Origin of the sequence: Planotetraspora thailandica (assembly GCF_016863335.1) — a bacterium.
GTDB lineage: Bacteria > Actinomycetota > Actinomycetes > Streptosporangiales > Streptosporangiaceae > Planotetraspora > Planotetraspora thailandica.
Map to the genome: position 1 here is coordinate 235,551 of NZ_BOOR01000004.1, position 23,882 is coordinate 259,432.

Below are 23,882 nucleotides of genomic sequence, written 5' to 3' on the forward strand. Positions count from 1 at the left end.
GGCGGCAGGCGTCACCTGATCACCGGGGCGGCCGGCATCCCGTTCGCGGTCATCCTGACCGGGGCCGGCCGCAACGCGTCACCCGGCGCATCCCCGTGCGGGCCTCAGCTCGCCGCTTGCTTCACGAGTGCGCCGATCCTCGCCTCGTCGTCGGCGGTCAACTCCGTCAGCGCGAACGCGGTCGGCCACATGGTGCCGTCGTCGAGGTTCGCCGGGTCGTTGAAGCCGAGGGTCGCGTACCTCGCCTTGAACTTCGCCGCGCTCTGGAAGAAGCAGACGACCTTGCCGTCCTTGGCGTAGGCGGGCATCCCGTACCAGAGCTTCGGCGACAGGGCCGGCGCGCTCACCTTGATGATGGCGTGGAGCCGCTCGGCGATGACCCGGTCCTCTTCCGCCATCTCGGCGATCTTCTCGAGCACGTCGCGTTCCCCGTCGGATCTGGTCGCGCGCGAGCCGCGGCGTGCGGCCGTCTTCAGCTCCTGGGCGTGCTCCTTCATCGCGGCTCGTTCTTCGTCGGTGAATCCGTCGAACGTCTTGCCGGCTGCGGTGTTCTGCGTTTCTTTCATGGTGGGAATGCTCCTTGTCTGCGGATCTTGGCAGGGACGACCTTCATGCGAAGGCGGCCGCTGTAGCGGTTTCTCCGGCTTCTCTGGTTTCGCCGAGAAGGTTCGAGCGGGCGGTCCGGGGCCACGGGTTCGAGCACGCCGCCCCGGAACCGCGCACCGCTCAGCCCCACGCGCCGGCGATCTGCCGGGTCGTGGCGTTGAGCCGGTTGAACAGGTTGGTGACGCCGATGATCAGAACGATCGCCGCCAGCTGCTTCTCGTCGAAATAGGTCGCAGCCCTGTCCCAGACCTCGTCGCTCACCGCGGCGGCACGGTCCGCCAGGCGTGTTGCGGCCTCGGCCAGCTCGAGCGCCGCCCGCTCCTCCTCGGTGAAGTACGGGGTCTCCCGCCAGGCGGCGACCGTGGCCAGCCGCTCGTCGCTCACTCCGGCCTTACGCGCGGTCTTGGTGCCCGCGTCGACGCAGACACTGCAGCCGTTGATCTGGCTGACTCGCAGATGCACCAGCTCCAGCGTCTGAGCGTCCACGCCACCGGCGTGGACGGCCTTGAGCAGCTCCTGGATGGGCTGCATCGCGCCGGGCAGGATGAGGGCCGGGTTCTGCATACGGGACTGCATCGTGGTTCTCCACTTCCGGGTCGGCGCCCCGTCTCTCGGGGCGTGACTCCATGACAGCCGGACGGGCTTGCCACGGCGACGGCGGTGGGACACCGTGGGACAGTTGAAACGGCTTTGTCCTGCGGCGATTCGTCCCAGTAAGGTTCCGCTGCGACGGGACAGAGAGGCAGGACACGGTGGCGGCGCAACAGCGGACGACGAAGGCGGACCCCCAAGACGAACTGGCCGCCCGGCTGCGCCTGCTCCAGGAGGTGTCCGGACGCGGCGTGCGGGCCCTCGCGCGGGACACGGGTCTCAGTTCGTCGTCGCTGTCGCGCTACCTCAGTGGCCAGACGGTGCCGCCCTGGCCCGTGGTGGTCGCGCTCTGCCGCCTTCTCAAGCGCGACCCCCGCCCGCTGCGCCCGCTGTGGGAACGGGCCTCGAACCCCCTGCCGGCGCCCCCGAAGGCCAGCCGCCAGGTCCAGCCCCCGTCGCCGCCCGCGGGAGCTCCCCGCCCGCCCCGCAACGATCTGCCCCGCGACGTGCCCGACTTCACCGGACGCGAAGCCCAACTCGCCGCCGTGCTCGCCGGTGTGGACAGCAGCCGGGTGGTCGCCGTCGACGGCATGGCGGGCGTCGGCAAGACCTGTCTGGCGGTGCACGCCGCGCACCGGCTCGCCGCCGACTACCCCGACGCTCAGCTCTATCTGGACCTGCACGGGTTCACCGCCGGCCGGGAACCGCTCGATCCCGATCCCGCGCTGCGGGCCTTGCTCGCCGCCCTCGACGTCCCCTCGGAAAAGGTCCCGCAGGAGGGCGGCATCGAGCCGCTGGCCGCCTGCTGGCGGTCGGAACTGGCCCACCGGCGGGCAGTCGTGGTCCTGGACAACGCCGCCGACGCCGAACAGGTCCGCCCGCTGCTGCCCGGCGCCGGACCTTCCGTGGCCCTGATCACCAGCCGCAACCGGCTGCTGGGTCTGGAGGAGGTGCCCCCGGTGTCGCTGGACGTGCTGACCCCGCAGGAGAGCGCCGAGCTGCTGGCCCGCGCCAGCGGCGACCCCGGTGGGCCCGACAGCCGGCTGGCCCGCGACCCGGAGTCCGCCGCCGAGGTGGTACGGCTGTGCGGCCATCTGCCGCTGGCCCTGCGGCTGGCCGCGGCCCGGCTGCGGCATCGGCCGGGCTGGACCGTGGGCATCCTCGTCGAGCGGCTGGCGGAGGGCGCCACCGAGTTCGACACCGCGTTCGCCATGTCCGTACGGCAGCTGGACCGGGCCCAGCGCCGCTTCTTCCGGCTGCTGGGCCTGCTGCCCGGCTCGACCTTCGACGAGTACGTGGCGGCGGCACTGGCGGGTGTGCCGCTGCGCAGCGCCCGGGCGATGCTGGAGGACCTGCTCGACGCGCACCTGGTGCAGCAGCCGGCGGGCGGCCGCTACCGGTTGCACGACCTGGTTCACCAGCACGCGCGCCGGGCCGCCACCGAGCAGGATTCACCGGCGGAGCGTGAGCAGGCGCTGGGCCGGGTGCTCGACTACTACGTGCACGCGGCGGCGGCCGGTGACGCCGCGATGTCGTACCTGTCCCCCAGCCGGGCGGTCTCCGCGGGCCGGCCTCCGGCTGAGCTGCCGCGGTTCACCGACAAGCACGCGGCCCTCTACTGGTTCGCCACGGAGTACACCAACCTGATGGCGGTCTTCGAGACGGCCGCCGCAGCCGGAGCCGACGTGCACGTGTGTGAGCTGCCGCGCTTCATGCGGGCGTTCTTCGCGCGGCGCTGTGGCACGACGCATCTCAACGTCCTGTTCGAGCGGTCACTGGTCGCCGCGCAGCGCTTGGGCGATCCGCTGCAACTGGCTGAGGCGCACAGCGATCTCGGCTTCGCACGCTACAACGCGGGCCGGCTGGCGGAGGCAGGAGCCGCGTACGAGGCGGCGGCGCCGCTGGTGTCCCAGACAGGGGACACCTGGTCGGAGGCCGAACTGACCATGCGCCGCGGCTACCTGAGGTGGGACGAGGGCTACGTCGACGAACCACTCCATCTCTTCCGGCTGGCGGGGAAGCTCTACGCGGACGCCGGCTCCCCGATGGGCACGGGTCATGCGACCGCGTACGAGGCCTGGGCGATGCTGCAGCTGGGACACCGCGAGGAGGCGGCGCGGCTGGCCCGCGAGGCGCTGAACATCCCGCACACCGACCCCGCATGGCCGGCCGCCCTGACCGCCCGGATCACCCTTGGCATGGCCATCGTCCCCGAACGATCCGACGAGGCCGCAGAGCACCTGCAGCACGCCCTGGAACTCGCCCGCGAGGACGGGCACAAACACAACGAGGCGTGGTGTCTCAACTGCCTGGGCGTCGCGCTGCGCCAGATGGGCCGGTACGAGGAGGCACTGGCCAGCCACCGGCAGGCGTTCGCACTCCTGGATGAGCTGTTCGAGGAGCACTGGAAGATTCACTTCCTCAACGGCTACGGCGAGACCTGCCGGCTGGCCGGCCTGCCCGACGAGGCCTTGCGCCTGCACCGTCAGGCACTCGAGCTGGCCCCGAAGGTGGGCTACCGGCACAAGGAGGCGCTGGCCCACGAAGGGATCGCGGCCGTGCTCGACGAGACCGACCCGGCTGCCGCCGCCGAGCACCGCGCGGCGGGGCAGGCCATCCGGCAGGAGCTCGAATCAGGGGCCTGAGATGACCGGCCGCTCCCGCGGAGCATGCCTGGTCTGCGTTCGCCGACGCCCCCTGAGCCGCGGACGCTCGGTTCGGGAACGGCGCGCGCCGGGGACGGGACCGCCCCCGGCGTGCTGGTCGTCTTTGAAAACCCTCAGGCGCGGGTGGTGCTGAGGGCGAACACCTTGAGGTTGGCGGTCGCGGTGCTCGTGAGCGACACGGCCTCACGGTTCGCGTCGACCGGCAGGGTGACATGCCAGATGCGTACGGCCCGGCCGTCGGCGGTGCCGTTGACGTTGTAACGCGTGTCGGCCGTGACCGCGGTCTCCTCCCCGAAGTGCGGCGACGGGCTCGCCCAGTCCGTCACCTTCAGCGGAGCGGTCGACGTCGTGCCGTCCGCGTAGGTGATGGTCACGTCGGTCTGCTGGTCGCCGTTCACGGCGGTGACGAGCAGGTCTACGGCGGTGTACCGGCCCGGGGTGAGATAGGCCCGCTGGCCGCGCAGGCTCAGGAAGTTCCCCGCGGTGCCCGCAGTCGAGGGGATCACGTAGTCGCGACCGGCCACGGTCCGCAGGCCGGGAGCGGGCAGTTGCTCCGCGGGGAAGCTCCAGCCCTTTCCGTCCAGGTTCCCCTGGGCCTTGGCGTCCGCCGTGGCCACGCCGTCCACGTCGTACTGCAGAACCTGCGCGCAGTACGACCCGGATGCGACACACGGGCCCGGGAGGTTCGGCACGGGAACGTCGGCGGTGGGCACGTGGTCGACAGGAAGGTCGGCCGCGCGCGTCCCCCATTCCGTGTTGGGCGTCGCGCCGACGTTGACGACGACGTCACCGCCCTTGTTGACCACGGACTCCGGCAGCCAGGACCGGTCGGAGGTCTCGCCGTCGACCCGCACGCTCTGCACGTAGATGTTGTCGGGCGACGCCTGCGGCGCGGTCACCGTGATGGTCGGCCCGCCGTCGCGCTTGACCCAGGCCTTGGGGAACATCGGACTCGACAGCAGCATCTCGGCGCGGCTGGGCGTCTGCGGGTACATGCCGAGCGCGGCGAACACGTACCACGCGGACATCGTGCCGAGGTCGTCGTTGCCGGGCAGGCCGGCCGGGCCGGTCTTGTACACCAGCGACGCCATAGCCCGTACGGTTTCCTGGGTCTTCCAGGGCTGCCCGAGCGCGTTGTAGAGCCACGGCGTGTGGATGCCCGGTTCGTTGGTCGGGTCGTAGCGGAAGCCGTCCCCGCCGGTCGCCCACGAGCCGTCCGGGCGGTGGAAGAACGTGTTGAGACGCTCGGCGGCCCGCTGCTTGCCACCCATGGCGGCGGCCAGCCCCGACACGTCGTGCTGGACCATCCACGTGTAGGTCGCGCTGGTGCCCTGGGCGAACCCGGTTTCCGAGGTCGTGGAGAACGGCCACACCCAGCCGCCGTCGGCGTTGCGCGCCTGCTGGAATCCCCCATCGCTCGCGGCCGAGGGGTTGAAGGTGTTGCGCCACCAGCTCGCCCGCGGGATCAGGGTCTCGTAGTCGGAGGTCTTCCCGAGCCGCTTGGCCCAGTCGGCGAGCGCGAAGTCGGCCGTCGAGTTCTCCAGCGTCTCCGCCGCGCCGCCCCAGCAGTGGCAGGAGTTCTGCGGCGCGTAGCCGAGCTTCAGGTATTCGGCCAGGCCGGGGCGCTGTCCCTCGCACTGCCCCGGGCATCCGGCGTCGGAGGGGTTCCCGGGGTTCGGCACAGTTGCCTGCCGGACGAGGGAGTCGAACGCGCCGCGCACGTCGAAGTTGCGGACGCCGAGCGCGTAGAACCCGGCGAGGGTCGGGGCCGACGGGTCACCCGTCATCACGTGCGTCGGGCCGTTGACGTGGATCCAGCGGTCCCACACGCCGCCGTTCTGCTGCGCGAGGTTGTACAGCGACTGCGCGAAGTCACCGGCGACCTTCGGCTCGAGCAGCGCCAGCAGCTGGGTGTGCGCACGGTACTGGTCCCAGCCGGAGAAGTTGCCGTACTGCACGCGCTGGCCGTGGGCCAGCCGGTGCACCTTCTGGTCGGAGCCGAGGTAGGTCCCGGCGACGTCGCTGGAGACGTTGGGCTCGAGGAAGGAGTGGTACATCGCCGTGTAGAAGGTCGTGCGCTGATCGTCGGACCCGCCGGCGACCTCGATCGACCGGAGTTGGTCGTTCCAGGCCCGGCGAGCGTCGGCGGCCACCGAGGCGACGTCGTCCTTCCGCTTGATCTCGTGCTTGAGGTTCTCCTTGGCCGCGTCCAGGCTCGTGTAGGAGATGCCGACCTTCATCTGGACGTCGGCGTCGGAGGTCGTGTCGAAGCTGACGTATCCGCCCGACCCGCGGCCCGCGCGGTCCGCGCCCGTCGCGTAACCCTCGCCGCCGCTCGCCGTCGTGGCGCCGGGCCGCAACTCGCTGTTGACCCAGGTGCCGTTGCCGGCGAAGTCACGGTCGAACGACGCGACGAAATACAGCCGGTAGTAGGTCTTGCGGTTGTTCACCCCGCCGTTGGCGCGGCGTCCGCAGAAGGCGCCGGTCAGCACCGAACCGGTCACCGTACGGCCGGCCGGATCGATGGTGATGTCCGCGTCCTCGCTGCCGTTGAGCGAGTTGGACACCCGGAAGAGCAGGTTGGCGGGAGCGCCCTGGGGGAAGGTGAACTCGCCGACGCCCGCGCGGGTCGTGGCCGACAGGTCGGCTTTGGCTCCGGAGTCGAGCGTGACGGTGTAACGACCCGGCTGAGCCGTCTCGTTGGCGTGGCTGAAGGTGCTGGCGTAGACCGCGTCGCGGGTGTCCGCCGTCGGCGAGGACGTGACGGCACCGACGTAGGGCATGATCGGGATGTCTCCCGCGGCCCCGGGTGCGCAGCCCGCGCCGTTGACGTGCGTCAGCGCGAACCCGCGAACCCGCGGCGTGCCGTAGGCGTAGCCGTTGGCGCCGGCGGCGTTCGTCTGGTCTCCCGCGGTGTTGGTCGGGCTCCAGGAGATCATTCCGTACGGCCGGACGGCGCCGGGGTAGGTGTTGCCTCCGTTGGCCGAACCGATCAACGGGTCGACATAGCGGACGGGGTCGGAAACCTTGGCCGGCGCTGAGTCGGCGGCCGCCGGCACGGCACCGAGGGCCGTGCCGAACAGCGCACCGGCGAGCGCGGTGGCAAGGTACGTACGTAGAGAAGGCACCCGGTGATCTCACCCGCCGGCTTTGACTGAAACGTAAACGCCTGCGTAAGCACGGCCATCAGCGCGGGCAACAACATCGCGTTCTCCGCCGCGGCTACACCGCCAAGGCCGCCGAGAACGCCCGCGTCGACCTGGCCAAGGCAGAAGACGGAACAGCCGTTTTCTGCCTTGGCGGTCGCACCGACACCTGGACCTACTGAACCGACCACACCAAAACGAATGAGAAATCCAGTTTCGTCCTGCGGTTCAGCGGGATATCGATCTTGACTCTGCGAGCGATCTCATTACGGCTGATGCCCAGTCCATGAGCGATGAGCCAATCGGGACGGACTGGCACGGGATCGTCGAAGGTGACCGTGATCTGAAGGGGCCACGGATCCTCGGGAACGGGAGGTGCGTGGAGTTCCCAGCCCCCGTCCCAGTCGAGCGCGAACCGGTTGCGCCGGGCGATCAACGGGTCGAGAAGGGTATCCGCGACGAGGGAAGGCGAGTTGGCCGAGTAGCCGGCCAGAAGGTCAGCGGGCAGCGAACGGACCGGGACGCGATCGTGGACGGTGAGCTTGCTGGTCCAGCCACAGGAAACGCAGTTGACCAGGAGCCAGACGTCGAGAAGTTTGCCGTTGGCGTTGACGCGGAATCTGCCGTCGCCGACGGTGGCGCGGCCGGAAGGGCAGGCCACGCACCGGAGGGCGAGCAGAGGCAGGCGGGTGCGCCGCACCACCCAGGGCAGCACGATATGAGGATGTGAAGACATGATCTCTCTGAAGACCTGACGAAGAGCATGGAAAACAGAGCCGACGGCGTCGTCGGCGACCGATGCGCAGGAAGTGTCAGGTCTAAAGAGCAGGCGGCGTCATGCGCGCGAAGTCCTCACGTTGGGGTGAGAACCCAAGCTAGGCGACCACCATCCACAAGATCCACCCATTTTCGCGGTGTCGCTTGGATGCACCATGGCCAGGGACGACCGCGACCAGTCGCGGATCGGCGTTTGCCGGTGCGGGCAGATGCTCAGCTCAGGCGGGCTTGCAGAAGGCAGAATTCGTTGCCTTCGGGGTCGGCCAGGCAGTGCCAGGGCTCCTCGCCGGTCTGGCCGATGTCGACCGGGCGCGCCCCGAGCTTCAGGAGGCGTTCGAGTTCGGCGTCCTGATCGCGGTCGGTGGCGTTGACGTCGATGTGCAGCCGCAGCTTGCCCGCCTTGGGCTCGGTAGTGGGGCTGAAGACCAGAGTCGGCTGCAATCCGCCGAACCCTTCCCGTGGTCCGATCTCCACCGCTCCGTCGTCGTCGGTGTCGAGCACGATGAAGCCCAGCACCTCGCACCAGAACGCCGCCAGCCGTTGCGGATCCCGGCAATCGACAACCAGCTCGGAAATGCGACTCGCCATGATCGGCACACTACAAGGCGTCAACCGCACGCAGCCAAGCTGATTCCGAGTTCGGACTCGCCGATCCGCAGGGAGACGTACTCAGGTTCGCCGCTGACGGGGAACTGGTACGTCACCTCGCCGCCGATCAGGTCGCGGTAGAACCACAGCGCCCTTGTCATGTCAGGCGTGGTCAGGATCGGAAAGAGCTGAGTGAACATGGCCGACCTCCTGCTCTTGGAATGACGCCGGAAACCAGTGTGGCGTCGGGTCGGCCGGTTCCGTGGACGCTTACATGAGGTCTTCCGTCGCATCGCCGGACGTCATGTCGTCGGCGAGCTCGGCGAGTTCCCCCAGGGCCACCGGGGCCGCGAAGCTGCGGGTGGACAGTGCACGAAGATCTTCCGAGGTGGTCTCGCGGCGGCTCAGGCAGGCCGCGATTCCCGCGGTCGCGAAGCCGCAGACCCGTCCCTGACACCAGCCCATCCCGGGCCTGGCCAGCATCTTCAGCGTGCGCGGGTCCTCCGCGCCGAGATCGTCATGGGCTCGGTGGAGTTCACCGTACGAGACCTCCTCGCAGCGGCAGACCAGCGTCGACTCCGACAGCCACTCCGTCCACGCGCGCGGAACCGGATACGTCCGGTGCATGGCGGCGGCGAACCGCCGGGCCCGCAGAATCCGCCGCTGCAACCGCGGGATCTCGGCCGATGCCGTCGTCGGGCCCAGTGAAGTCGGACGCAGTGAAATTGGACGCAGTGAGGCGGCAAGGGCGAGCGCGCTCAACCGGCCCTCGTCGACGGCCAGAGCGGCGCCGCCGACTCCGGTACCCTCTCCCGCCACGTAGACGCTCTCGACGCTGCTGCGCTGGAGGCCGTCGACGACCACGACGAGCGAACCGTCGACGTCCTTGCGGGTTTCCACTCCGAGCATGAGAGGCAGCTCCAGCGAAGGGGTGAATCCCCAGCCGAACGCCACGAGATCGGCGGCTATCTCCCTTTCCGGTCCGACGGGACGGCCGTCGCGATCCACCTTGGCGACCCGGACCCCCTCGACCCTGCGATCGCCGAGGATCTCGCGGACCGCGGTCCGGGTCCGGTACGGAATGCGGCGCCGGGCCATCGCCGCCGCGTACTGGACAGCCTCACCCCCTTTGGCAGGAGAGGACACGGCTCCGAACGGGTCACGCAGCCAGCCGAGAGTGTCGTTGGCCTCGACGACGGCTGCGACGGTCGCGCCGGATCGCGCCAGACCCGTGGCCACCGGCAACAGGAACGGCCCGGTCCCCGCGACGACGGCACGCTTCCCGGCGAGCGTGCGATGCCCTTTGACCAGCGCCTGCACTCCCCCGGCGGCCATCACTCCGGGCAGGTCCCACCCGGGGACGGGCAGTTGCCGGTCGTATCCCCCGGCACAAAGAATCAGCGCCCGCGCGACGAGGGATCTTTCGGACCGCGTGACCACACCCGTCATCTGCAGGGTGAACGCGCCGGTCTCGTCGCGGGTGATGAGCCAGACCTGGTGGCCGGGCAGGTAGTGGATCCGGCCGGTGTCGCGCAGGGCGTGCAGGCGCTCCCGCAGACCGGTGAACGTCTGCCAGCCGTGCTGGCCGACGTGGTCGTCGCGGCGGGGGTGGGTCTCGTCGTAGTGCCGCCAGTACTGGCCGCCGGGCTGGCCGGCGGCGTCGATGAGCGCTACGGCGAGCCCGGCCTCGGCGGCCTCGACGGCGGCGGCGAGTCCTGCCGGACCCGCACCGACCACGGCGACATCATGCGGGCCGGACATCGTCGTCCTCCTCGTCGTGCGCGTCGTCGGCGAGGCGCATGCCGTCGGCGGCGGGGATCAGGCAGGCCCGCTGATCGGGGACGCCGTCGATGGTGATCAGGCAGTCGAAGCAGACGCCGATGCCGCAGAACAGGCCGCGGGGTCTGCCGCCTTTACGGGTGCTGCGCCAGCCGAGGATCCCAGCGGCGACCAGGGCCGCACCGACGCTCTGGCCCGGCTCGGTGGGGATGGGAGTGCCGCGGAAGGCCATCTGGAGCCGGGGAAACTTCTTGCTCGCGTCCTGGGACGTCAATGGAGCGCCTCCTCGGCGTCCTGGAAGCGGTCGGGGGCGAAGGGCGTGAGGTCCAGGTCGGGCTTCTCCCCTGTCACAGCGTGGGCGATCAGCTTGCCGGTTCCGGCGGACAGGCCGATGCCGGCTCCCTCGTGGCCGCAGGCGTGCCAGAGGCCGGGTGCCCGTGGGTCGGGCCCGATGACGGGCAGATGGTCGGGGCAGTACGGGCGGAAGCCAAGGTATGTGCGCATGGCCCGGACCTGCCGGAGCATCGGGAAGAGCGCGATCGCCTTGGCAGCGAGCGCGCTGATCGCGGGGACGGACACCGTGCGGTCGAACCCGACCCGCTCGCGCGACGAGCCGATGAGGATCGTGCCGCTCGCTGTGCCTTCGACGACAGGCGAGGTCTGCAGAGCGGCGTCGGAGCTCGCCACGTCGCCGACGTACTCGGCCGCGTACACCTTGTGGCGGATCGTCCGGGGCGGCATGGGCTGGGTGACCAGGATGAAACCGCGGCGGGGCAGCACAGGGACCCGCACTCCGGCGAACTCGGCCACGCCACCGGCCCACGTTCCTGCCGCGTTGAGCACCGCGCCGGCCGGAATGTCGCCGCGCACGGTCCGCACGCCCGTCACCCGGTCGCCGTCGCGGAGGAACCCGACCACCTCGGTGTGCGTGCGCACCTGCGCCCCTCGTTCGCGGGCCAGGCGGAGCAGGTGGGCGACCACCAGCATCGGCTGAACCTGGGCGTCCTGGGGGTAGTAGGCGGCTCCGGTGAGCTCGGGCGAAAGATGCGGCTCGTAGTCGCGGAGTTCCGCCTGGGCGACGTCACGGACCTCGACACCGCTCCGGCGCTGGTGGACGCTGAGCTCGCGCAGCGCGGCAAGACTCCGCTCCGAGCCGGCGACGACCAGGCCGCCCTTGGCCTCGAACTCCCACAGGCCGGCATATTCCGCCAGGTCGTCACGCCAGACCTGCTGCGAGTACAACGCCAGGTCGAGCTCGGGACCGGCCTCCTTGTCGGAGACCAGCAGGTTGCCCTCGCCGGCGCTGGACGTGCCACCGGCGATCGCGCCACGTTCGACGACGACCACCCGGAGCCCGGCCAGCGACGCGAAATACGCGCCGGCCGCGCCCACCACGCCTGCCCCGACGATCACCAGGTCCGCGCTCATGAAGAGCCCTCGGCAGCCGTACGCCCTGGCCACCCGGGGACGACGAGATCCATGCTCATGGCGCGTCCTCGGCGCCACCCGCCCACAGGCCCCGCACGTGGCCGATGTGGCGGCGCATCAAAGTCTCGGTCGCCGCCGGGTCGCGAGCCTGGATGAGGTCCATGAGCTCGTGGTGCTCGGCGGCAGAGCGGACCAGCATGCCGTTGTGCAGCAACGGGGTCAGGCCGAGCAGCCGCGTCTGCCTGCGCAGGCCGGCGACGACGTCCACGAGGAACCGGTTGCGGCTGTAGCCGAGCAGGGTGAGGTGGAAGACGTGGTCGGCCTCGATGTAGCCGACCAGGTCGCCGCTTTCCGCGGCGTCGACGATGTCCTGCGCCAGCGTCCGCAGGTGAAGGAGGTCCTCCTCGGGGATCACGGCCACGCTGTCCCGTACGGTCGGCGGCTCGATGAGGAGGCGGATGGCGGCCAGGTTGTCGAGATCCTCCTCCGACACCTGCGTGATCCGGAAACCCTTGTTCGGGTGCGGGACGACCAGGCCCTCCTTCACCAGGTCGAGCATGGCCTCCCGTACGGGGGTGGGTGAGACGCCGAACTGCGCGCCGAGCGTGGGGGCCGAGTAGACCACGCCCGGCTGGAGCTGTCCTGAGATGATCGCGGCGCGCAGGGCGTCCCTGATCCGGTCGCGGAGGTTCTCCCGGCGGCCGACCGCCTGCAGGTGCGGTGTGGAGGCCATGGTCACAGGAGGAACCCGGCGGGGAAGGGGTCGCTCGGATCGAGGTGGAATTGCGAGGTTCCGGTGACCCAGGCCCGGCCGGTGATCGACGGCAGCACCGCCGGAAGCGACCCGACCGTGGTCTCGCCGAGCAGCCGGCCCGTGAAGCGCGTGCCGATGAACGACTCGTTCACGAAGTCCTCGCCGATCGCCAGCTCTCCGCGGGCGTGGAGCTGGGCCATACGGGCGCTCGTCCCGGTGCCGCACGGGGAACGGTCGAACCAGCCGGGGTGGATGGCCATGGCGTGCCGCGACAGTTTGGCGGTCGAGCCGGGAGCCTTCAGGTAGACGTGGTGGCACCCGTTGATGTCGTCGCGCTCGGGGTGGACGGGCCGGTCGTGCTCGTTCACCGCATCCATGATCGCAAGACCGGCGGTCAGCAGGTCGCCGGCGCGGGACCGGTCGAAGGGCAGCCCCAGACCGGCCAGCTCGACGACCGCGTAGAAGTTCCCGCCGAAGGCCATGTCGTAGCCGACCTCGCCGAAGCCGGCGACCTTCACCTTCCGGTCCAGCGCGTACGAGAACGACGGCACGTTCTGGATGGTGACCGACGCCGCCGCCCCGTTCTCAACCTCCACGGACGCGACGACGAGCCCGGCGGGAGTGTCGAGCCGGATGGTGGTCACCGGTTCGACGACGGGCACCATCCCGGTCTCGACGAGGACCGTGGCGACCCCGATCGTGCCGTGGCCGCACATCGGCAGCAGGCCGGAGACCTCGATGAACAGCACGCCGTAGTCGGCGTCGGGACGGGTCGGCGGCTGCAGGATCGCACCGCTCATCGCCGCGTGGCCGCGCGGCTCGTACATGAGCAGCGTGCGGATGTCGTCGCTGTTGTCCATGAACCACAGCCGGCGCTCGGCCATCGTCGCACCGGGGATGGTGCCCACGCCCCCGACGATGACGCGTGTGGGCATGCCCTCGGTGTGCGAGTCGACGGCGTGGAAGGTGCGGCGCGATCTCACTTGTAACCCTTCGCGAGGACGGCTTCGGTGTCGGCGGTGATCCGGGCGGTCTGCTCGGGCGAGAGCGGCAGGCGCGGCGGACGGCAGGCGCCGCCCTTACGGCCCGCGAGGTCCATGGACAACTTGATCGACTGGACGAACTCCGTCCTGGAGTCCCAGCGCAGCAGCGGGTGCAGGTCGCGGTAGATCGGCAGCGCCTTGGCGATGTCGGCCGGATCGCCGGACGTCGCCAGGCGGTACAGCTCGGCCGTGCTTTGCGGGATCATGTTCGGGTAACCGGCGATCCAGCCGACGGCCCCGGCGATGCCCAACTCGAGCAGCACGTCGTCGGCGCCGACGAGGATGTCCAGACCTGGCGCCAGCTCCGCGATCTCGTACGCCCTGCGGACATCGCCGGTGAACTCCTTTACGGCGACGATCAGGCCCTCGTGGAACAGTTCGGCGAGGAGCTCGGGGGTTAGGTCGACCTTGGTGTCGATCGGGTTGTTGTACGCGACGACCGGCAGCCCGACCTGCGCGACCTCCCGGTAGTGCGCGACGACGGCCTCACGCGTGGCGCGGTAGGCGTTCGGCGGAAGCAGGAGGACCGACGTGGCTCCGGCGGCCGCGGCCTGCTCGGCCCACCGGCGGGACTCCAGCGCGCCGTAGGCGGAGACGCCGGGCATGACGCCGAATTCGGCGGGGGCGGCCTGGACGGCGGTCTCGACGACGCGGGCCCGCTCCTCCGGAGTCAGCGTCTGGTACTCGCCCAGCGAACCGTTGGGAGTCACCCCGTCGCAGCCGCCCTCGGCGAGGAATCTCACGTGTTCCGCGAAGCCGTCATAGTCGATGGAGAGATCGTCGTTGAGGGGCAGCGCCGACGCGACGTGCACGCCGCGCCACGCCTTTGCGGGGATGGTCATGCCGAAGTCTCCTTGCTGAAGCGTGCCTCTGAAATTACCCGTGCAATGTCACATGGCTCAAGCAGTGATCATCGACCTGTACGGAGTTCTGATCTTCAGGGGGTGTACACGAGTAGGGCCGGCCTAGCACGCGGCAGCCTCGAGGGCGCTCGCTTCGCTTCGTGTTCTACGCCGTCGCCTCGACGGCCGAGCCCGCCGCGGCCTGCTCCCGCGTGACGCGGTGGCGCCGGGTCGGCAGCCCGAGCGTCGGGTTGACGACGCTCCAGGCGGCACCCTTGCAGATCAGCTCCTTGTAGAGGGCGGCGAGCCGTCCGGTCAGGACCGCCTGCACGGCGCGGTCGTCGGCGGTGACGTACTGGATCAAGCCCTCCTTGCGGCCCAAGGAGATGCACTGGTTGAAGTAGCGGATCGGCACGTTCGGGAGCTTCCCGCCGGTCAGGCGCGCCGCGATCGCGTCGGCGGCCTGCCACGCGGTCGGACTTCCCGAGGCGCACGACATCCGCAGCGGCTTGTCCCCGGGGCCCATCACCATGGCCGCGTCGCCGACGGCGTACACGTCCGGGTGCGAGACCGAGCGCATGGTCCCGTCGACCACGATCTGGCCGGTGCCGGTGACCTCCAGGGCGGTCGCCTTCGCGATCGGGTGGACCGCGAAGCCGGTGGTCCACACGGCGACCGCGGCCGGGATGGCCTTGCCGTCGGCGGTGGCGACGCGGTCGGCTTCGACGGCGGTGACGGCGGCGTGCTCGTGCGCGGTGATCCCGAGCTTGCCGAAGACCTTCCGCAGGTGCTCGCGGCCCTTGGGCGAGAGCCAGTCGCCGAGGCCGCCGCGGGCGGCGAGGGAGACGCTGAGGTCCGGGCGGGCCTCGGCGATCTCGGTCGCGGCCTCCAGGCCGGTGAGGCCGCCGCCGACGACGACCACGGTCTGCCCGGCGTCGAGGCGGGCCAGGCGCTCGCGCAGCCGGAGTGCTCCGGGGCGGCTGGCGATCTCATAGGCGTGCTCGGCGGTCCCGGGAACGCCTTGGGCGTTCCAGCCGCTGCCGAGGGCGTAGACGAGCGTGTCGTAGGCGAGTTCTTCGGCGCCGTTCGCGTCGATGACGGCGACGGTCTTGCGGTCGACGTCGACGCCGGTGACCTTCGCGAGCCTCAGTTCGACGCCGGTGCCCGCGAACATCTCGCTGAATGGCCGGGGCTTGAGGTCCTGGCCGGTCGCCAGCTGGTGCATGCGGACGCGTTCGACGAAGTCGGGCTCGGCGTTGACGAGGGTGATGGCGACGTCCTCGCGGCGGAGCCGCTTGGCGAGGCGGCCGGCGGCGATGGCTCCGGTGTATCCGGCTCCGAGGACGACGATGCGGTGCTGCATTTCCTTGCTCCTGTCTTGCGCGGGTTTGCCACTTGAACCGGGCGGCCCGCCGTTTCCTGACAGGAACGCGATGTGATGCACCTCACATAGCGGGTTAGAAGGCGTTGAACAGGGGCTTCCCGTGGTCGGCGGCGGCCCAGTGCGCGGTCGCGCGTTCGAGCTTGTCGGGGTTGACCTGGGTGTGGAACGCGGCGATGCCCTCGGCGGTGACCTCCAAGCACATGACGCCGACGACCTGGCCGTCCACGACGGCCACGACGGCGGGGTCGCCGTTGGCGGTCCAGGCGTAGACCTCGGGCGCGCCGCCGGCCAGGGCGCGCTTGGCCTCGCTGGGTTTGAACAGGCCCCGCAGGAACTTCGCGACCGCGACGGCGCCCTCGAACGCCTTGGCGCGGGCCGGGACTTTCCCGCCGCCGTCGCCGATCGAGATGGCGTCCTCGGTGAGCAGGCGCACGAGCGGCTCGATCTGGCCGCTGGTGGCGGCCGCCAGGAATTCCTCGACGATCCGCCGGGCGGCGGCCTCGTCGATCTCGGTGCGGGCCTTGCCGTCCGCGACGTGCTTCTTGGCGCGGTGGAAGATCTGCTGGCTGGCGGCCTCGGTGATGTCGAGGATCTCGGCGATCTCCCGGTGCGGGTAGTCGAAGGCCTCCCGCAGCACGTACACCGCCCGCTCGTTGGGGGAGAGGCGCTCCATGAGGGTGAGGACCGCGTACGAGACCGTTTCGCGCTGCTCGGCGGTGTCGGCCGGGCCGAGCATCGGGTCCCCGGCGAGCAGCGGCTCGGGAAGCCATTGGCCTACATAGGTCTCGCGGCGCGCCCGCGCGGAGGTGAGCTGGTTGAGGCACAGGTTGGTGAGGACCTTCGTCAGCCAGGCCTCGGGGACCTCGATGCGGTCGATGTCGGCGGCCTGCCAGCGCAGGAACGTCTCCTGCACGGCGTCCTCGGCCTCCGCGGCGGAGCCGAGGAGGCGGTAGGCGATGGCCTCCAGTCGCGGCCTGGAGGCCTCGAACCGGTCGACGTCGTTCGCGGTCAAGGGCATGACCCGATCCTAGATCGCGCGGCGCGAGTTCTCCGCCGCCGCGATGGGGCCCTTCGCCGTTCGACGCGCTATCCGACCTGGCGGACGCAGGTAGCTACGGCCCATCCGGAACACGGCAGAATCGGGCCGCGCTCTTGATCACTCGTCGTCAGGCTTGTGGGCTTCCGCTTTCGTGTAGAGGACTTCGCGGGCCTGCTCCGCGGCACGGATGATGCTTTCGCCGACGAAGTCGAGGAAGCGGGCGGTGTTCTCGAGGCGGGCGGCGGCCGGGGTGCCACGGCCGAGGATGCCGACGCCCTGCCGGGCGGCCTCGGAGAGCTGGGCGTTGTCTCGGGCGCTGCGGATCATCGACTGGTACCAGAGGTCGTCGTCGACGACGTAGCGCTCGCGGCGGCGTTCGTCACGTTCCCGGCGGATCAGGTCCAGGCTCTCCAGGAATGTAATCGCTTTGGAGATGGACGCCGGGCTGACCTGGAGGCGCTGGGTGAGTTCGGAGGCGGTGAGGCTGCCCGCATCGGTGGTGTAGAGGCAGACCAGCACCCGGGCCATCATCTTGGGCAGGCCCGATTGCATGAAGACGGTGGTGAGCATCTCCTCGTACTCGCGCACGGCCTCGGCGTCGCGTCCGTGTGGTTGGGGAACCGACTCCGACCCTCGGGAGGAGGCGGGCCTGCGCCGGTGGGTGCGGCGTTCGGTGGCGCGGTGGGCCAGGTCGGCGCGGTAGCCGGTGGGGCCGCCGTTGCGCATCACCTCACGCGTGATCGTGGAGGTGGGGCGGTCGAGACGCCGGGCGATCTCGGCGTAGGCGAGGCCGTCGGCCAGCCCCAGCGCGATCTGCTGGCGGTCCTGCTGGGTGAGCCTGCCTCCGGGCATCGCGATCTCCCTCATGTTCCTTTGAGGCCTCCACCTTAGCGTTCACTTCCAATCGGTTGCAACGAACCTATGGCTCTTGTTGCATTATCTCTCATGGCCACTGCAACGATTTTATGGCTTCTACCTGCATAGATATGAATTCCATGCAAAGATCGCGTTGTGTAATCCGTGAAGGCAACGTAGCGTTTCCAGTATTCGAAACGACACAGCACAGGGAGCACATGATGCAGAAGTTCGACACCCCCGCCCCGATCGCCGCCGTCCTGGACATCCCTGCGGGGCGTGTTCAGTTCATCGCCGCCGACCGGGCCGACACCGCGGTCGAGGTCCTGCCCGCGGACGCCTCAAAGGGCCGCGACGTGAAGGTGGCGGAGCAGACCACGGTCGAATACGGCGACGGCGTCCTGCGGGTCGAGACCTCGGCGAAGAACCAGTTCCTCGGCCCCTCCGGGTCCATCGAGGTGACGATCCAGCTGCCCGCCGGTTCCCGGGTCGAGGTGAAGGCGGCCAGTGCCGAATTCCGGGCCGTGGGACGGCTCGGCGACGTCGCCTTCGAAGGCGCGTATCGCCAGATCAAGCTGGACGAGGCTTCGAGCGTCCGCCTCACCGCGATCGACGGCGACGTCGAGGTCGGCCGGCTCAACGGCCCCGCGGAGATCAGCACCGCAAGAGGCGACATCCGGATCGCCGAGGCCGTACGCGGCACGGTAGTGCTCCGCACCCAGTCCGGCGACATCTCGGTCGGCGCCGCCGCCGGCGTCTCGGCCTCCCTGGACGCCGGCACCGGCCACGGCCGTGTCAGCAACGCCCTCAAGAACGATGGCACTGCCGAGCTCGAGATCCACGCGACCACTTCTCACGGCGACATCGCCGCCCGAAGCCTCTGACCCGGTCCGCGGCCTCCTCGGCACCCCGATAGGCAACAGCGCCGGTCTCGCCGCCGTCTCCTACCTCTGGGCCAAGAACACCTTCAACAAGGGGTGGGACCGGAATACGAGCAAACGTGCCACGCACCAGCGGCCAGGGGTGGCGGGGACATCCGCGGACTCGAAGAGACGCCTCGAGCACAAGCGGCTCGGCCGCGGCATTGAACTGGCCACCCTGGCCGAGGAACTGAAGGCGAGTGACGTCGGCCTGGAGTTCCTCACCGGTGAGCTCCAGGGCTCGCACGACCCCTCCGGCATCGTGTTCACCGTCCTGGCCGCCCTGTCAGGTATGGAACGCGAGTACATCCGCGACCGCACCCTAGAAGGCCACGAGTCCGCCCGCAAGCGCGGCAGGACCATCGGAGGTGCGGGTGTCACCGACGACGACATGCTGTCCATGGCCCTTCACCTGCGCGAGCAGGAGATGAGCCTGCGCGACATCGCCAAGCGCCTCGTCATCACCAAGGGCGCGAAGAAGGGCCGGCACCCCTCACCCGCGACCGTCCTGCGCATGCTGCGTGGGCACGACGAGCAGGCAGCCACGGCCACGCGTCGCGCTCAGCTACTTGTCACTTCGCCGTAGCTTCGGGAGCGGAGGGCCTAGAAAGCCCAGAGTTCCCGCGAACCCAAGGGGCGACGCTGGACCGTTGGGGTGGTCTGGGAGGCTATGAACCCTTGGGTTCGCTCACCGATCCCGAGATCCCCTCAACCGCCCGACCGACGTGCTCTACACGGAAAATGCTCTGGTCCTGGGGCTGGATGACCTGGAGAGGCACTCGGGAACCCAGAGCTTTTCATAGTGGAATGCTCGCCCGCGCCGCCCGCACAGTCGAGGGTGGAGCTCAAGCCGAGCCTGCCCGGTCACCATGCCCTTCCGCCGGGGAACCTCAAGATTCCCGATAGAGTCGCTGATTTCGACAACGGAGGACGTCTATACAAAGATTGACTGGAGACGCTGGTAGGAAGCCAGCCCTTCCATACCGAGTTCCCGCCCCAATCCGCTCTCTTTCTCGCCTCCGAACGGGGCTCCCAGGTCGGTTCGCCTTCCGTTGATCGAGTACATGCCGCTATGAACGCGGCGTGCGAGGGCTATGCCGCGGTCTGTGCTTTTGGTCCAGACGGTACCTGAGAGTCCATAGCGCGAGGCATTTGCGATGCGCACGGCGTCGTCTTCGTCCTGGTAAGGGATCACGGACAGGACGGGCCCGAAAATCTCATCCTGGGCGATGGTGGAGCGGTTGTCGACGTCTGCGAAGAGGGTAGGTTCGACGAACCAGCCCTTTTCTGGGTGCTGGGGGCGGCCTCCCCCGGTTACGAGACGGGCCCCCTCCCCTACCCCCTTGCGGATGTAGCCCTCCACCCGTGCCCGGTGTTTCTCTGTGGCCATGGGACCGATCTGTGTTTCCGGGTCCATGGGGTCACCGACCACAAGCTTGCCCATCATGGACGCCATCGCCTCGACGATTTCCTCGTAGCGTGAGCGGGGCGCCAGGATGCGGGTGGACGCCCAGCATGCCTGACCGCTGTTGAACATGGTCATGATCAAGAATGCGGCGCTGTTCACTACTGCGTCGACGTCCACGTCGTCGAGCAGCACGGCCGCAGACTTACCGCCGAGTTCGAGGGTGACGGGCTTCAGCAGGCGGGCGCATTTCTCTGCGATCAGGCGTCCGACGGCTGTCGACCCGGTGAACCCGATCTTGTCCACTCCCGGGTGGCCTACGAGGGAAGAGCCTGTCTCTGCGCCGCCGAAGACGATGTTCATGACCCCTGGGGGCAGGCCCGCTTCCTTGACCACGTCGGCGAGGAGCACCGCGTCGAGAACAGTTTCCTGTGGGGGTTTAAGTACAACGGTGCATCCGGCGGCGAGGGCGGAAGCGTACTTGAACGCCGCGAGTGTCTGGGGGAAGTTCCAGGCGGGGATGGCTCCGACGACACCGATAGGCTCCCGCCGGATCAGCGTCCTGCCGGTTCCGTCCGCGCGTTCCTGCATGCGCTCCGGCGGCATCTCTGTGATCAGTCGGGCGGCGTGCCGCAGTACAAAGGCGGACGTGCGCCCCTCACTGGGCTCCGAGAACATGAGGGGCATGCCGTTCTGGGCTGTGACAGACCGCGCGATCTCACTACTGCGCTGTTCCATCACGTCGGCGAAACGGTGGAGGGCTTCGGCCCTACGGGCTGGGTCCCAGTGCGCCCAGCCCTGCGGGTCATCGAACGCTTTGCGAGCGGCTGATACCGCTTTGTCGACATCTTCCTCGTCGGCGTGTGGAACCGAGCCGAGGGGCTGCTCGGATGCCGGCGATGTCACCGTGATCCGGGCTGTGGAGTGAGGGGCGACCCAGTCGCCGCCAATGAACAAGCCGTCGTGTTCGATCGTCATGTCGGAACTCATTTCAATCGTGCGCCTATGTGGTGAACAACTCGGGATGGAGGTGTCCCCCGTTCTCCTCGTGCCGAGTAACGGGGTTGCAGGACCACGCCACAGACAAATTCACCGGTGGCGCAGCGCTGCGCTGGAGCTGACACAGATTCCACGGCTGCGGGTATGGCAGTTTGGAGGGGTCGTGTGCGAGCTGCTGCTCGCCGTCCACGGTGCGCCGGTCCTTCGGGGCCTACGGCTCCTGCCGACCATCGAGTCGGCCCCGTCGGCGCGATGGAACGGCCATGGATTACGGACGGCAGACTGATCCCGGTGCGTGACCGGACAGTCGGCGCCTCCAGGCGCAACTACGGGTGCGCACCTTCCTGCGACACGCTTCAGCGCTCGGCGTGCAGAATGAGGTCCGCTGCTTTCTCTGCGATGGCCAGGACGGTGGCGTTGTTGTGGGCGGAGATGGGCGCCGGCATGACAGAGGCGTCCGCGATGCGCAGCCCTCTCACTCCGTTGACGCGGAGGTCCGGATCGACGACCGCGTGGGTGTCACTGCCCATACGGCAGGTTCCTGCTGGGTGCCAGAACGGCTGGACGGTGTTGCGGAGGTAGGCCGCGCACTCCTCGTCGCTTCGGACATCGGGCCCGGGCAGCAGTTCCTCCTCGCGCCAGGGCATCCGCTCGGTGATCCTGCGTACCACGCGCAGGATCTGTACCATGCGGTCGACGTCCGAGGGGTCACCCAGGTAGTTCGGATCCACCAGGGGCGGGGTGTCGATGTCGCGTCCTGCGAGCCGGACGGAGCCCCGGGCGGCGGGTGTCATCAGCGCGAACGACAGGGTGACCCCGTTCAGCGGCGCGTCGCCCTCGGGTGAGGGGATGGGGTAGTCAAGAAAGACCGCTTCGCCGTCCGGATCGGGCTCCGCAGGATCGGTGCGAAAGCGGAGCATGAACCTGTCCACCAGGTCGGGGCGGCTGGGGGCCGGGCCCGACTGCGCGGTGCGGACAACATGCAGGGACTGAAGGTGTTCATGGAGGTTTGCGCCGACGCCCGGGACGTCGGCCTGCACGTCGATGCCGGTCTCGCGAAGGTGGGCAGCAGGGCCCACGCCCGAGATCATGAGCAGATGGGGGGAGCCGACGGCCCCCGCTGTGAGTACTACCTCTCGCGCGGTTTCCGTCTGCGTGGCCTGTCCGTTCACGGCGTACTCGACTCCGCTGCACCGTCCGTCGCTGATGACCAGGCGGTGGACAAGTGCGTCGGCGACCACGGTCAGGTTGTGGCGGTCGAGGTAGGGCCTGATGTAAGCGTCGGCAGCGCTCTGCCTCCTGCCTTCGATGCCGGTCAGGTCGTGCCAGCCGACGCCGACCGACTGCGCTCCGTTGAGATCGGCACTCACCGGGTGGCCCTCGGCCACGGCCGCAGCGAACGCGCTGTCGAGGAGCATCCCGCTCCTGGCGGGCGGAGTAACGAGCATCGGCCCGTCGGTGCCGCGATAGGTCGCGTCGCGGCCGGGCGCCGACTCGCTGCGTTTGAAGTAGGGGAGGAGGCTGTCGTAGTCCCATCCCGTGGCCCCCGCCTCGGCCCACTTGTCGTAGGTCGAGCGGTGACCGCGCAGGTGCATGGACCCATTGATGCCACTCGAACCCCCGAGGACCTTGCCTCGTGACAGCAGGTAGACGGTGTCGCCGGCCGACCGCTGCGGGACGGTCCGGGTGCCCCAGTCCACCTCTGAGCCCAGGAGTCCGCGCCAGGCCCTCCAGTCGGCCATCTCGGGCACGTCGTCTGCGCGGCCGGCCTCCAGGAGGAGCACCCGCCGTGCGGGGTCGGCGGACAGCCGATTGGCCAGCACACAGCCTGCAGTGCCCGCCCCTACCACTATGTAGTCATACACACCAATGTCCTCCAATGCGCTTGTAACGGCATGAATGTCCGCTTTCGGGAGGCTAATCCGAACCAAACGGTTTGGCAAGTAGACTCGACGCATGCGTGCAGCAGGAGAGGCCACCCGCCAGCGGATCCTCACGGAGGCTAGGAAAGAGTTCGCCGAGTACGGGCTCGCTGGAGCCCGTATCAACCGGATCGCGACCAAGGCGCGAGCGAGCAAGGAGCGCCTGTATGCCTACTTCGCCGACAAGGACGAGCTCTTCGACGCCGTATGCGCCGGAGTGATTAAATCCACTGCCGACGAGGTGCGGTTCAGCGCCGACGACGTGCCCGGCTTCGTCGGGCGCCTCTTCGACATCTACATCGCGGATCCGGACATTGTTCGCCTCTACGACCGGATCAGCATGGACGGAACCCGGGACTTTCGTAGTCGAGGCGGCAGCATCTACGCAATCAAGGTGGAGGAGTTGCGGCGCGGGCAGGAAGCCGCGACCGTCGACCCCGCCTGGGACCCCACTGTCCTGCTCAGCATGCTGCTTGGGATCGTTCGGCTGATGGCCACGGAACACTCACTGCTCGAATCGAGTGCGGACGGACGACCGACGCTGGAGGAACGCAGGGCTGCCGCAGTGCGAGCGGCGGAAAAGCTTGTCCGGCCCACTACCGCGACTCCTGAAACTTCCTCGTGATCGGTGGACACCTCAGCTGTCGCCCCCCGATGGCTGGTGGCAGCTTCGCCTCGCTGGGCTGACTTCCCGAACCGGAGGTGGACGCGCTAAATCACGGACGTTCTCCTGCACTCGCAGCCATGCGTCGGTCGGCCCGAGCGCGTCCAGGTCGGCAAGATGCGCCAAGCGGACCTTGAACTTGCCGATCGTCGCGGCTTTTGCCGGGTCCTTCAGCCGATCGAACCGGCTGCGCCGACTGGACGAGTCCACCACCAGCAGCTCTTCCAGCCTTGCGCGCTGCCCCGGAGTGATCCGGTCGGCGACAGTGGCAAACACGTCCCGGTTCACCTCGGCGCGGATCTTGGCCACCATCCGGTCCAGCGTGGTGTATCCAGGCAACTCCCGGCCAGATTCCAGCAACTCCTCCAACGCCACGTTGATCAGGTCGGCCGGGTTGTGGCACGTTCCGCTCGTATTCCGGCCCATCCCAACAAGGCATGACCGTGAACCGGCCGACCAGGGCCGTCAGACCAG

At 69.2% G+C, this 23,882-nt stretch carries 22 protein-coding genes; 4 read left to right on the top strand and 18 right to left on the bottom strand.

The features are described 5' to 3' along the window. Positions 1–104: 104 nt before the first annotated feature. Both Pth03_RS02040 and Pth03_RS02045 read right to left on the bottom strand, forming a co-directional pair. Positions 105–566, bottom strand: a complete 462-nt coding sequence (locus tag Pth03_RS02040; RefSeq protein ID WP_203942333.1) for an iron chaperone — start codon at positions 564–566, stop codon at positions 105–107. Between the two features lie 160 nt (positions 567–726). After that, complete coding sequence (locus tag Pth03_RS02045) at positions 727–1,182, bottom strand: carboxymuconolactone decarboxylase family protein (RefSeq protein ID WP_203942334.1); 456 nt, start codon at positions 1,180–1,182, stop codon at positions 727–729. Between the two features lie 176 nt (positions 1,183–1,358). Here Pth03_RS02045 and Pth03_RS02050 point away from each other — a divergent pair, with 176 nt between their 5' ends. Beyond that, positions 1,359–3,842, top strand: coding sequence for a tetratricopeptide repeat protein (locus Pth03_RS02050; RefSeq protein ID WP_203942335.1), 2,484 nt, complete (start codon positions 1,359–1,361; stop codon positions 3,840–3,842). A 134-nt stretch (positions 3,843–3,976) separates the two neighbouring features. Here Pth03_RS02050 and Pth03_RS02055 read toward each other — a convergent pair whose 3' ends face one another. From Pth03_RS02055 to Pth03_RS02115, 13 genes are all read right to left on the bottom strand, one after another. After that, a complete protein-coding gene (locus Pth03_RS02055) occupies positions 3,977–6,991 on the bottom strand; it encodes a GH92 family glycosyl hydrolase (protein ID WP_203942336.1) in 3,015 nt (1,004 codons plus the stop codon). A gap of 193 nt (positions 6,992–7,184) precedes the next feature. Next, a complete protein-coding gene (locus Pth03_RS02060) occupies positions 7,185–7,724 on the bottom strand; it encodes a DUF1062 domain-containing protein (RefSeq protein ID WP_239118692.1) in 540 nt (179 codons plus the stop codon). A 275-nt stretch (positions 7,725–7,999) separates the two neighbouring features. After that, positions 8,000–8,374 (bottom strand): VOC family protein, encoded by a 375-nt coding sequence (locus Pth03_RS02065; RefSeq protein WP_203942338.1) that lies wholly within the window; start codon positions 8,372–8,374, stop codon positions 8,000–8,002. A gap of 20 nt (positions 8,375–8,394) precedes the next feature. Continuing rightward, entirely contained in the window at positions 8,395–8,574 is a 180-nt protein-coding gene (locus Pth03_RS02070) for a VOC family protein (RefSeq protein ID WP_203942339.1), read from the bottom strand. A gap of 70 nt (positions 8,575–8,644) precedes the next feature. Then, positions 8,645–10,135, bottom strand: coding sequence for an FAD/NAD(P)-dependent oxidoreductase (locus Pth03_RS02075; protein WP_203942340.1), 1,491 nt, complete (start codon positions 10,133–10,135; stop codon positions 8,645–8,647). Further along, the gene (locus tag Pth03_RS02080; protein ID WP_239118693.1) at positions 10,119–10,427 is read right to left on the bottom strand and encodes a (2Fe-2S)-binding protein; all 309 of its coding nucleotides are present in this window, start codon (positions 10,425–10,427) and stop codon (positions 10,119–10,121) included. The genes Pth03_RS02075 and Pth03_RS02080 overlap by 17 nt, the downstream gene beginning before the upstream one ends. Then, positions 10,424–11,581 (bottom strand): NAD(P)/FAD-dependent oxidoreductase, encoded by a 1,158-nt coding sequence (locus tag Pth03_RS02085; RefSeq protein ID WP_203942341.1) that lies wholly within the window; start codon positions 11,579–11,581, stop codon positions 10,424–10,426. Before Pth03_RS02085 ends, Pth03_RS02080 begins: the two co-directional genes overlap by 4 nt. 55 nt (positions 11,582–11,636) lie before the next feature. After that, positions 11,637–12,314, bottom strand: coding sequence for a GntR family transcriptional regulator (locus Pth03_RS02090; protein WP_203942342.1), 678 nt, complete (start codon positions 12,312–12,314; stop codon positions 11,637–11,639). Positions 12,315–12,316: 2 nt separating this feature from the next. After that, complete coding sequence (locus tag Pth03_RS02095; protein WP_203942343.1) at positions 12,317–13,318, bottom strand: proline racemase family protein; 1,002 nt, start codon at positions 13,316–13,318, stop codon at positions 12,317–12,319. Further along, positions 13,315–14,220, bottom strand: a complete 906-nt coding sequence (locus tag Pth03_RS02100; RefSeq protein WP_203942344.1) for a dihydrodipicolinate synthase family protein — start codon at positions 14,218–14,220, stop codon at positions 13,315–13,317. The genes Pth03_RS02095 and Pth03_RS02100 overlap by 4 nt, the downstream gene beginning before the upstream one ends. A 166-nt stretch (positions 14,221–14,386) precedes the next feature. After that, positions 14,387–15,583, bottom strand: coding sequence for an NAD(P)/FAD-dependent oxidoreductase (locus Pth03_RS02105; protein WP_203942345.1), 1,197 nt, complete (start codon positions 15,581–15,583; stop codon positions 14,387–14,389). Between the two features lie 94 nt (positions 15,584–15,677). After that, positions 15,678–16,622 carry an RNA polymerase sigma-70 factor gene (locus Pth03_RS02110; protein WP_203942346.1) on the bottom strand — a complete coding sequence of 315 codons (945 nt, stop codon included), beginning with the start codon at positions 16,620–16,622 and terminating at the stop codon, positions 15,678–15,680. Positions 16,623–16,760: 138 nt separating this feature from the next. Further along, the gene (locus Pth03_RS02115) at positions 16,761–17,495 is read right to left on the bottom strand and encodes a helix-turn-helix domain-containing protein (protein ID WP_203942489.1); all 735 of its coding nucleotides are present in this window, start codon (positions 17,493–17,495) and stop codon (positions 16,761–16,763) included. A gap of 224 nt (positions 17,496–17,719) precedes the next feature. Between Pth03_RS02115 and Pth03_RS02120 the strand changes: the two genes are divergently transcribed. Beyond that, on the top strand, positions 17,720–18,382 hold the full coding sequence (locus Pth03_RS02120) for a DUF4097 family beta strand repeat-containing protein (protein WP_203942347.1): 663 nt from the start codon (positions 17,720–17,722) through the stop codon (positions 18,380–18,382). Then, on the top strand, positions 18,315–19,004 hold the full coding sequence (locus tag Pth03_RS41225; RefSeq protein WP_239118694.1) for a recombinase family protein: 690 nt from the start codon (positions 18,315–18,317) through the stop codon (positions 19,002–19,004). The genes Pth03_RS02120 and Pth03_RS41225 overlap by 68 nt, the downstream gene beginning before the upstream one ends. A gap of 348 nt (positions 19,005–19,352) precedes the next feature. Here the strand turns inward: Pth03_RS41225 and Pth03_RS02130 are convergent, their stop codons facing one another. Further along, complete coding sequence (locus tag Pth03_RS02130; protein WP_203942348.1) at positions 19,353–20,801, bottom strand: aldehyde dehydrogenase; 1,449 nt, start codon at positions 20,799–20,801, stop codon at positions 19,353–19,355. A 377-nt stretch (positions 20,802–21,178) separates the two neighbouring features. Then, positions 21,179–22,687, bottom strand: coding sequence for a GMC family oxidoreductase (locus Pth03_RS02135; RefSeq protein ID WP_203942349.1), 1,509 nt, complete (start codon positions 22,685–22,687; stop codon positions 21,179–21,181). Between the two features lie 91 nt (positions 22,688–22,778). On the opposite strand from Pth03_RS02135, the gene Pth03_RS02140 reads away from it, so the two are divergent. Further along, the gene (locus Pth03_RS02140; protein ID WP_203942350.1) at positions 22,779–23,369 is read left to right on the top strand and encodes a TetR/AcrR family transcriptional regulator; all 591 of its coding nucleotides are present in this window, start codon (positions 22,779–22,781) and stop codon (positions 23,367–23,369) included. A gap of 12 nt (positions 23,370–23,381) precedes the next feature. On the opposite strand, the gene Pth03_RS02145 is transcribed toward Pth03_RS02140, so the two are convergent. Continuing rightward, the gene (locus Pth03_RS02145) at positions 23,382–23,834 is read right to left on the bottom strand and encodes a DUF4158 domain-containing protein (RefSeq protein ID WP_203942351.1); all 453 of its coding nucleotides are present in this window, start codon (positions 23,832–23,834) and stop codon (positions 23,382–23,384) included. Positions 23,835–23,882: the final 48 nt, after the last annotated feature.